Raw genomic sequence first — 10,052 nt, 5'->3', positions numbered from 1 at the left:
TTCGATAGTGAGGGTGCCGGCCTCCGTGGCGATGCCGCTCACGCGCCGCGCCCCACCACGGCCGCGCGCACGCAGACGATGGGCGGCAGCACGCCGCTGAGTTCCCGCCACGAGTCGCCGTCGTCCGCCGAGCCGAACAGCCGGCCGCTGCGCGTGCCGAAGTAGATGCCCGCCGGCGAACCTCCATCTGACGCCATGCCGTCCCGCAGCACCGTTTCATACGCGTTCTCCTGCGGCAGCCCCTCCGTCAGCGGCTGCCACGACTGCCCCGCGTCGCGCGTGCGGTACACGCGCATGCGCGCCTGGGGTACGCAGCGGAACTCGTCAGATTCCAGGGGAATGATGTAGACGGTATCCGGAGCCGCCGGGTGCCTCTGCATGGCGAAACCGACATCCGACGGAACGCCGTTGGCAATGTCCGTCCAGCTGTCGCCCCAGTCGTCGCTGCGGTACAGCCCCCAGTGGTTCTGCAGAAACAGCCGCTCCGGGCGGGCGGGATGGTTTACCACCTTGTGCACGCACTGGCCGAACTCGGGATACGGATCCGGCAGAAACGCGCAGCGCACCCCGGAGTTGCGGGGCGCCCAGGTGGCCCCGCCGTCATCCGTGCGGTAGAAGCCGGCGGCGGAAATGGCCACGCCCATGCGCCGCGCGTTCCCCGGGTCCGTGATGACCGTATGCAGGCACAGCCCGCCGGCCCCGGGCTCCCAGCGCGGGCGGTGCGGGTGATTCAGCATCCCCTCCACGGGGGCCCATGTTTCTCCCGCGTCGCGGGACGCGAACAGCGCCGCGGGCTCCACGCCGGCGTACACGAGGTCCGGATCGTCCGCGGGGCCGGGGTGAAGCTGCCAGATGTTGTTCAGCGCCAGCCCGCAATCCTCCGGAAACCGGACGTTCTTGCGGTCCGGCGCCGTCCACGTGGCGCCGAAGTCGTCGCTGGCCCGCACCACGCTTCCCCAGTGAAAGCTCTGCGTGCCCGCCAGAATGCGCCGCCGGCCGCCGCGCTGGTCAAACGCGAGCGAGTACACGGTTTCACCGCGAAAGAACGGCCCGTGCGTCTTCCACTCGCGGCGCTCGCCGCTTGAGGTGAGGACGAACGCACCCTTCATTGTCCCCGCGAGCACGACGACGTCGCCATTGCTCACGGCGGGGGCTGCATTCAGCGTGGTCATCAGGGTCTCCGGGTTGGGGGCTCCGGCCGCGTGGAGGCCGCAGTGTAATCACGCGGGCCGCACCGTCCAAGCAGTTTGTTGCTGGCGATTCGTCTTCCGCCACGGACGTGCGGAAGGGCGAAGCACCGCGATCATCCCCTTGCCGCCAAGTGCCGGACGATCGACCCCGCGAAGGCCGGCGGTGCGGCGGGCGTGGATCAGGGCGCGCCGCCGGGACCCGGGCGGGTGTCCAGCACCGGCTGCATGCGCGCGGTGGATGGCGCACAGAGGGAAAGCTGGTCCGCGGCGGCAAACACCTCGGCGAAGTCGTCCGGGGCAAGCGCGCGGGCCAGGCGGGTGGCAAAAGTGTCGCGCAGCAGCCTGGAATAGTGGTCCACATCGTAGTCGCGCGCGTCCGCCGCGCCGATGGTGGCGTCTTCCGCGGCGGGCACCACGCCCGCGCCGCCACCCTGCGTGCGGTATACGCGCACCCGCTCGCCCACGCGCCAGTGCGTGCGGCCGCTGGCCAGCAGCGCCTCGTAGGCAAGCTCCCGCCGCGTGTCTCGCGTTTCCGCGTACCGCGCGGGCGCCTTGGTCAGCCGCACGCGCGACGACACGTCGTAGGTGGGGAGTTCGCGGCGCCGCAGCGCGCCCAGCGTGGCCAGGTACTCGTCGCGCAGCCCGGTAATGTCGCCGGCGAACAGCAGGGGGAGCGCGCGCCGCAGAAACGCTTCTCCGTACGGCTCCGAGCGGCTGGAACGGAAGGCGACCCCGCGCAGCACCAGCGTGCCATCGTACCCCAGCAGCGCGTAGTTCTTGGGCTCGTGCGAAAGCATGGCCGCGTACCGACCCTCGAATTCCAGTTGCACCAGTGGCGGAAGAAGGGCATCCACCTCGGCCACCACGCGCCGCTCGTCCGCCTCCGTCCATTCCTCCGGCACGGCGAAGTACACCCCGTCCGTGTCGGCTTCCAGCAGGGTGACACCGCGCGCGGCCAGTTCGCGGCACATGAAGTGGAGCGTTTCGCGGCCGCGGCGCGTTACCTGGTTGGCGGCGTGCACGTCCGCGAAGCGGGTAAGCCCGCCTCCCGCAGCCAGATAGCCGTACGCGGAGTTGACCAGCAGCTTCATGGCGGCAGAGGTGGCCTCGTGCGTGTGGCGCTCGGGGTAACCGGGGGGCGCCGCGCGGCCGTTGGCCTTTGCCGCCAGCCGCTGCTCCACCAGCCGGTCCACCAGGGCGACCAGCGCGCCCAGGTGGTCCTGCACCGGGCCAATGCGCCAGGCGCGCATCAGGGAGGGGTACAGGCTGGCCACGTCCGCCTTTACCACCCGCTTGGCGACACCGGTGGCGAACAGGTGCAGCGCCGCGCCGCTGTGCGGGGTGCCGTCGCCCCGCCGGTGCGCGGGGAGCGCGGCGCCGGCGCGCAGGTAGGCGCGGACGAGGAGCGGGTCGATGACGCCCGTGGCGGGCCCGGCATCCGCCAGCCGCTCGTACCGCCGCGGCGCCATCCGCGCCAGGGCGAACGCGGCGCCGCCGAGCAGGCGGGAGATGGCGGCCACCTCCTCCACGTCGTCTTCGGCGTAGCGGCGGATGCGCTCGGGGTCGGTGCGGTAGATGGTAAAGATCTGCGCGCCGGGCACGTACTCGCGGTCCGGCGCCGCCACCCCCAGGTGCCGCGCCACGGCCTTGAGCCCGTGCCCCGGCAGCTCGCGCGTGGCAAAGTCGTAGCGCTGCACGGCGTCCATGGTGTCGATCAGCTCGCGCCCCGGCGCCACGAAGCGCACGCGGCGCCCGCTGTCGTCCACCGCCGTGCCGCGCATGGCGGACCGCTCGCGCAGCCCCGCCCACTCCACGCGCCCCAGGATGAGCGGCACCCCCAGCCGCCGCGCGCGCTGGCGCACAAAGGGGAGGTCAAAGCCGTGCAGGTTGTGGTTCTCGATGACGTCGGGATCGGCCGCGCGGATCGTCTGCATCAGGGCGCGGAGCAGGTCCGCCTCCGCGGCGTCGTCGCGGCCGTGCGCCTCAAGCACCTCCACGCGGCCGTCCGGGTGGCGGACCGCGATCATGAAGATGCGGTCGCGCGTGGCATCCAGCCCGTGCGTCTCCAGGTCGAACTGCAGGCGCCGCAGGTCGTCGAAGGCCAGGCCGCGAAAATACGTACGCCCGGTCGCCACCAGGTACTGCTCGTCCGGCTGCAGGGCCAGTACGGACCCGGCGCCCAGTTCGCGCAGGCTGCTCACCCGCCGTCCCAGCCTGGCGCTGGCGCCATCCAGCACGGCCGAGGACAGCATCCGCCCATCCTCCGCGGACACCCGGAAGCGCAGCTCGCCGGGCCCTTCCAGCTCTCGGAACCCGATGCGGGCGCCCGGCGCACCCTCCGGCCCCAGCATCGCCCCCAGCGGCCGCAGGTCGTCCAGGCGGTCCAGGAGAATCCAGGGCCGGAACCGCTCCTCCTCGCGCACCAGCTCGCCCGTCTCCGCCATCCGCCGCCAGACGATGGCGCGCCCGTCCGGCTCCGCCCACACCGAGACGATGCCGGGCGTGGGATCCCATCCCCACAGCCACTCGTCCCGCGTAGCGCGCGCACCGGTCTCCTCCTGGATCGTCGTCATCCACCCAAGTTCTGCGCGGCACGGAACGTACGCAATCTGCGGATCGAGAATGTTGACCCTCAACCCAGCGCGTGCTACGCTCCCGTGTGACAGACGGGCATCCGGAATCGTCTGTCAAACGCTCATCCGCCCCGCCGTCGGAAGGAACTTCGCGCTGGCGTCTGGGGTTACCGCTGTCCCGCCGGGCCGTGCACACCGCACCGCATCCACCCCTTCGAAAGCAGGGAATCGCATGCGAAGCCATCGCCCTATCTCCTCGCTCCTTCTCTTTGCCGCGCTGACGGTTCTGGCCGGCTGTGGAAGCTATCTGTCAGCGCCTCCGCCGGGACCACCCCCGCCGCCACCTCCCCCGCCCGCGCCGCCCCCGCCCCCGCCGATGCCGTCGGCAATGAGGTACAACGTGCCGGCGGCCGAGGCCGAGGCCGAGCGGGTCACCCGGGGCGACACGGCGGGGTTCAACACCGAGGAGTACCGGCTGATCCAGGAGAACCCGTTCCGCGACGTGGCCGCCAACCCGCTCTCCACCTTCGCCATCGACGTCGACGCGGCCTCGTACAGCAACGTGCGCCGCTTTCTGCGCGGGGGCACCATGCCGCCGCGCGACGCCGTGCGCATCGAGGAGCTGATCAACTACTTCGACTACGATTACGACGATCCCACCGGCGAGCACCCGTTCTCCATCGCCACGGAGGTGTCGGCGACGCCGTGGAACCCGCGGCACCGGCTGGTGCACGTGGGGCTGCAGGGACGGCGGATGGAACAGCGGGAGCTGCCGCCGGGGAACCTGGTGTTCCTGCTCGACGTGTCGGGGTCGATGGAGGCGCCCAACAAGCTGCCGCTGGTCAAGGAAAGCCTGCGCCTGCTGGTGAGCCAGCTGCGCCCCGAGGACCGCGTGGCCATCGTGGTCTACGCCGGCGCGGCGGGGCTGGTGCTGCCCAGCACGCCGGGCAACCAGCGCGGGCGCATCATGGAGGCGATCGACAACCTGTCGGCCGGCGGCAGCACGGCGGGCGGACAGGGGATCGTGCTGGCGTACGAGACGGCGCGCCAGTCGTTCATCCAGGGCGGCAACAACCGGGTGATCCTGGCGACGGACGGCGACTTCAACGTAGGCGTGAGCAGCGAGTCGGGGTTGGTGCAGCTGATCGAGCAGAAGCGCGAGACGGGGATCTTTCTCACCGTCCTGGGCTTTGGCACGGGCAACTACAGCGACGCGCGAATGGAGCAGCTGGCCGACCACGGCAACGGCAACTACGCGTACGTGGATGACGAGGCCGAAGCGCGAAAGGTGCTGGTGCGGGAGATGGGCGGCACCCTGGTGACCATCGCCAAGGACGTGAAGGTGCAGGTGGAGTTCAACCCGGCGGCGGTGCGCGCCTACCGGCTGATCGGCTACGAGAACCGGGTGATGGCGGCCGAGGACTTCAACAACGACCGCAAGGACGGCGGCGAGCTGGGCGCCGGCCACTCCGTCACCGCGCTGTACGAGATTGTCCCCGTGGGCGTGGACATGCCGGTGCCGGGTACGGATCCGCTGCGCTACCAGCAGGTTGCGCCGCGCCCCGGCGCCGCGGGGGCGGACGAGCTGATGACCGTCAAGTTGCGCTACAAGGCTCCGGAAGGCGAGTCCAGCTGGCTGATCGAGCAGCCGGTGCGCGACCGCGGGCTGGAATTGGCGCGCACCAGCGACGACTTTCGCTTTGCCGCCGCGGTCGCCGCGTGGGGAATGCTGCTGCGCGACTCGGAGTTCAAGGGGAGCGCCACCTGGGTCAGCACGGCCGAGCTGGCCGGCGGCGCGCTGGGCCACGACGAGCACGGCTACCGCGCCGAGTTCGTGCGGCTGCTGGACGCCAGCCGGGCCAACGCCGCGGACCGGCGCCCCGCCGACGGCACCACCACCGGCGGCGGCGGAGAGAACTGACGGGTCCGGAATCCGGACCATACACGAGGAGGGGAGAGCGGCCGCCGCTCTCCCCTCCTCCGTGTTTACGCTGTCACCGTAGACGTCCATCTGGACCGCGAGCTCAGCCATCCCGAGAGGGTGTTGCCCGACCTTCAGCGCGATCAGTCATCCTGAGGGAGGCGCCGCGCTGTATCTTGCTGGTACGCAGAGCTTTGGCGCCGACCGAAGGACCCTGCCTGCCCTGGCTGAGGAGCTTGAGCGGCGCCCGGGGGCTGGACCTTGCGCGACCCGACAAAGATCCTTCGGTCGCGCGCAAGCTTCCATGGTCATGAGAGTTACGAGCGTGCGCTCCCTCAGGATGACAGCGCGCCGGTGGAAGCAGGTGAGAGTTAGCACCCTCTCAGGATGCCTGGTCTTGCGCTCGAGGCTGAAGAGGTTCGGCGTCGCCGTCGGCCGGCCGGGTGCGCTTCTGCGCGCGCCGGGCCACGAAGATGGTGTGCCAGCTCTTGAGCGTGGGATGGGCGCGCACCCGTTCCACCTGCACCGTCAGTCCCGCGCCGCGCAGCGCTTTTTCGAACGCGGCGTCCGGATCCGCCGACCAGTACGCCAGCCGGCCGCCGGGACGCAGCGCCGCCGCCGCGCGCCGGATGCCCTGCGCGCGGTACAGCCCGGCGTTGCCGCGCGTGGTGAGCGGCGCCGCGCCGTTGTCCACGTCGAGCATGATGGCGTCAAAGCCGCCGGGGTTCGCCTGCAGCACGTTGGCGACGTCGTCGTGGCGCAGGTCCACGCGCGGGTCCGCCAGTGCGTCGGCGGCAAGGGCGTAGTCGGGGTTGCGGTTCCAGCGGATCACCTCGTCCACGATCTCCGCCACCACCACCTGCGCGTCCGCCGCCAGCAGGCCCAGCGCCGTCCGCAGCGTGAACCCCAGCCCCAGCCCGCCGATCAGCACCCGCGCGCCCTCCTGCTCCGCCAGCGGCGCGCACACCAGCTCCGCGAGCACGTCTTCGGAGTGATGGCGGCGGGTGGACATCAGCTCATGGGCGCCTACGCGGATGGAGTAGGCGCCGTCGTGGCGGTAGAGCGTCAGCACGCTTCCATCCGGCGCAACGGCTTCGCCCAGGCGTTCGACTCGTTTCACGCGTTTGTCCTGTTTCAGGGGTACGGAAGGCGTGAAGATAACGAACGTCGGACAGTTTCGAAAAAGGGTCTGCGATCGCGTTCGCGCAACGAGGGTGGCCGCCTGACGACGGAAGAAGCGCGGATCTCTGCTCCCGCTCAATCCCGCTGGCCAAGGGATCTCGCCCGACGGTGGCTGCCTTCGCGGTGTGCAAGAACGACCGAAGAAGCACTCGATCGTCTGAAGCCTTGTGTTGCGCGGGCACTCCGCCCACTTTACGCCCAAACGGCATGGACTGCTCGAGCATCACCTGGTCCATGAGATCCACCATGTCATGCGGCTGAATCACATCGATGCCGCGAACCTGGAAACGCCGCATCCGGCATTCTGCAGTTGCAAACGATAGCCACAATGGTCCTGGCATGCGCATCAACGCCGTGGAGCCGGCGCTTGAACGTGACGGCGTTCCTGTTCGCGCTGGGGTCATGCACCGAGGGAGTGCCTTCCGCTCCCCGCCGACAGTCTTCGCCGGCAGAATCTCCGGCCTTCTTCGCGGCCGCGCTGGCGCACTTCACGGCGACGGCACAGGCGCCGGTGGTGGTGGACCCACGCCCGCTGCGGCCGGGAGCGATGCTGCATTCCGTGCGCGAGAGCGCCCTGTTGCCGGGTGCCGACGCCGTCGTGCGCCTGCGTACACGGGTGGCCAGCTCCGCCGGGCTTCGCACGTCCGACGCCACGGAAGACTGGAAGTGCGTTTTCTCAGCGGGTCTACGCGGGCCCGCCGCGGGAACGGGTTCTCGCGAAGACAGCCTCTGGGCCGCGCGCCGCGCACAGGAACCGGACAGCCTTCGCGCACGCCGGGAAGCCTGCCTTGCGCGCGGCGAGTTCGTCAGCGTGGCATTCGGGCTGCCGCAGGCGGAGACGGATCCGCAGCACCCCGGGCGCTGGCGAATTCGCTCCATCCGCATGCTGCTCCACGGCTGGGAAGTCGTGGACCTGTTCCTGGAAGCGCGCCCGGGCGGCGACTGGCAGGTCGTCGCCGAGCAGACGCGCGTGGGTGCATTCTCCTGAGCGCGGCAAGACGGATCAGGCCGAATCCACAAACGAGCTGGATCTCACACAAAGAAACAGAGCAACAGAGATGAAGCTTTCTCTGTTGCTCTGGTTCTACGTGTGCCAATTCTTTTGCCGCTCCGGTATCACACCCCCGCGAAGGCGGCGGACCGGGTGGCATGGGCCGGCTCCACCGCCGCCGGGGAGGCGGGCGCCTCGCTGGCGGGAAGGGTGAAGTGGAAGATGCTTCCCTGCCCCGGCTCGCTTTCTACCCAGATGCGGCCGCCGTGGGCCTCCACGATGCCGCGGGCGATGGCCAGCCCCAGCCCCAGGCCGCGCCGGTCGGCCTCGTGCGCCTGCCAGAAGCGCCCGAACACGTGCGGCAGCGCCTCGGGCGAGATGCCGCTTCCCGTATCGATGACGGAGATGTGCAGGTCGTCGCCCTCGCACACCGCGGCCAGGGTGACGGAGCCGCCCTCGGGAGTGAACTTGATGGCGTTCCCCACCAGGTTGCTGATCACCTGCATGATGCGCGCGCCGTCTACCCGCACCCGCGGCAGCCCCTCGATCCCCCGCGTGCCGAAGGTGATCCCCCCCGACTCCGCCAGCGGCCGCAGCATGGCCGCGGCCTCGGCCAGCAGCAGCGACGCGTCCTCCACCCTGGGCGTAAGGGCCATCTTGCCGCCGGTGATGCGCGACACGTCCAGCAGGTCCTGGATCAGCCGGTTCATCCGTTCCGCCGAGCGCTTGACCGTGCCCAGGTGCCGGCGGTGAAAGGCGTGCGCCGTGTCGTCCTCGGTGGTGTCCAGCAGCAGCTCGGCGCCCAGGGAGATGGTGGACAGCGGGTTGCGCAGGTCGTGCGCGACCACGGCCAGCATCTCGTCGCGGGCGCGGGTGGCGGCCTGCGCCTGCGCGAACAGGCGGGCGTTCTCCACCGCCAGCGCCGCGCGCGTGGCCAGTTCCTGCGCCAGCGCCAAGTCCTCGGCGTCGAAGCGGCGCCCCGACTCGGCCGAGACCAGCGTGATGCCGCCGATGGGCCGGTCGCCCGCGCGCAGCGGCACCACCATCGCCGAGCGTGCGGCGATCGCCCCCACCACCGCCTCCATGGCTTCCCCCCGCCCCGCCACTTCGGCGACGAACGACTCCGGCACCTCGGACAGCAGCACCGGCTGGCCCGCGGCGAACATCGCGGCAAAGGGGTGGTGCCGCGTGCGCTCGCGGGGCGCCAGGGAGCGGATCATCCCCTCCTTGGCCGGGTCCACGTGCGCCGCGCCCACCTGGCGATAGGCCTCATCCTCCTCCAGCACGTCCACCACGCACAAGTCCGCCACCTCGGGCACCGCCAGGCGCGCCAGCTGCGCCAGCGTGGTGCAGGTGTCGAACGAGGTGGCCAGCACGCGGCTGGCCTCGGCCAGGAACGCCGCGCGCCGCTCCGCCCGCTCGGCCTCTTCGCGGGCCTGGCGCTGGCGGGTGTACAGCACGCGCGTCTCCAGCAGGTTGCGCACGCGCAGCAGCACCTCGACCACGTCGAACGGCTTGGTGAGGAAGTCGCGCGCGCCACCGGAAAGCGCCCGCTCGCGCGCCTGGGTGGTGACATCGGCGGTAAGCACCAGCACCGGCACGTAGTCGCCTTCGGGGACGTGGTCCTGCAGCTCGCGAAGGATGGCGTGGCCGTCCTTGAAGGGCATGTGCAGGTCCAGCAGCACCAGGTCCGGCTGGTGCTCATCCATCAGCGCCAGCACCTTGCGCGAGTCGGTGGTGCGCACGAGGCGGTCGTATCCCTCGGAGCCCAGAAAGCCTTCGAGGAGGTCCAGGTTGGCCTCTTCGTCGTCCACCAGCAGGATGGTGCGTGAGGTGAGCGTATCGGTGTTCATGGCTCGGGCACTTCACGGATGGAGGATCGATGGCAGGCTGTCCGCTCGGTCGGGTGAATGATGCTCACCGGGCGCGTCCGCCGCATGGGAAAGATGACCCATCCACGCGTTTTGTCCTAGACAAATCGCTCTCGTCAGGAAACCGCGGGGTTCACGCGGAGACGCGGAGGGCGCGGAGGCGCGGAGAAAAAGAAGGTGGGATCCAGAGGAACGGAGAAAGCCAGAGATGCAGAGGAAATCGGGTCCTCTGCACCTCTCTTTTCCCCTCTGTTCCTCTGTACCCCACCCTCTTTTTCTTTCTTCTCCTCCTCCACGCCCTCCGCGTCTCCGCGTGAGATGCCG

At 70.3% G+C, this 10,052-nt stretch carries 6 protein-coding genes; 2 read left to right on the top strand and 4 right to left on the bottom strand.

Translation table 11 applies throughout. The features are described from left to right. Positions 1 to 38 precede the first annotated feature (38 nt). Both ACOJUJ_RS00920 and ACOJUJ_RS00915 read right to left on the bottom strand, forming a co-directional pair. Positions 39 to 1,172 carry a WD40/YVTN/BNR-like repeat-containing protein gene (locus tag ACOJUJ_RS00920; RefSeq protein ID WP_420124959.1) on the bottom strand — a complete coding sequence of 378 codons (1,134 nt, stop codon included), beginning with the start codon at positions 1,170 to 1,172 and terminating at the stop codon, positions 39 to 41. Between the two features lie 197 nt (positions 1,173 to 1,369). Then, positions 1,370 to 3,763, bottom strand: coding sequence for a ribonuclease H-like domain-containing protein (locus ACOJUJ_RS00915; RefSeq protein ID WP_420124958.1), 2,394 nt, complete (start codon positions 3,761 to 3,763; stop codon positions 1,370 to 1,372). Between the two features lie 232 nt (positions 3,764 to 3,995). On the opposite strand from ACOJUJ_RS00915, the gene ACOJUJ_RS00910 reads away from it, so the two are divergent. Further along, on the top strand, positions 3,996 to 5,684 hold the full coding sequence (locus ACOJUJ_RS00910) for a vWA domain-containing protein (RefSeq protein ID WP_420124957.1): 1,689 nt from the start codon (positions 3,996 to 3,998) through the stop codon (positions 5,682 to 5,684). Positions 5,685 to 6,066: 382 nt separating this feature from the next. Here the strand turns inward: ACOJUJ_RS00910 and ACOJUJ_RS00905 are convergent, their stop codons facing one another. After that, positions 6,067 to 6,804: a spermidine synthase gene (locus ACOJUJ_RS00905; protein ID WP_420124956.1), complete on the bottom strand. Its 738-nt coding sequence runs from the start codon at positions 6,802 to 6,804 to the stop codon at positions 6,067 to 6,069. A 429-nt stretch (positions 6,805 to 7,233) separates the two neighbouring features. Here ACOJUJ_RS00905 and ACOJUJ_RS00900 point away from each other — a divergent pair, with 429 nt between their 5' ends. Then, entirely contained in the window at positions 7,234 to 7,854 is a 621-nt protein-coding gene (locus ACOJUJ_RS00900; protein WP_420124955.1) for a hypothetical protein, read from the top strand. 128 nt (positions 7,855 to 7,982) lie between these two features. Here ACOJUJ_RS00900 and ACOJUJ_RS00895 read toward each other — a convergent pair whose 3' ends face one another. Then, positions 7,983 to 9,710, bottom strand: a complete 1,728-nt coding sequence (locus ACOJUJ_RS00895) for an ATP-binding protein (protein ID WP_420124954.1) — start codon at positions 9,708 to 9,710, stop codon at positions 7,983 to 7,985. Positions 9,711 to 10,052 lie beyond the last annotated feature (342 nt).

This window comes from Longimicrobium sp. (genome assembly GCF_048594345.1).
GTDB lineage: Bacteria > Gemmatimonadota > Gemmatimonadetes > Longimicrobiales > Longimicrobiaceae > Longimicrobium.
The sequence above is the reverse complement of the archived record's forward strand: the minus strand, read 5'-3'. Positions and strand labels throughout refer to the sequence as shown.

Bases quoted from the DNA above. Each gene is read 5' to 3' on its own strand.
- ACOJUJ_RS00920 (WP_420124959.1), bottom strand. From the start codon at position 1,172: ATGACCACGCTGAATGCAGCCCCCGCCGTGAGCAATGGCGACGTCGTC.
- ACOJUJ_RS00915 (WP_420124958.1), bottom strand. From the start codon at position 3,763: ATGACGACGATCCAGGAGGAGACCGGTGCGCGCGCTACGCGGGACGAG.
- ACOJUJ_RS00910 (WP_420124957.1), top strand. From the start codon at position 3,996: ATGCGAAGCCATCGCCCTATCTCCTCGCTCCTTCTCTTTGCCGCGCTG.
- ACOJUJ_RS00895 (WP_420124954.1), bottom strand. From the start codon at position 9,710: ATGAACACCGATACGCTCACCTCACGCACCATCCTGCTGGTGGACGAC.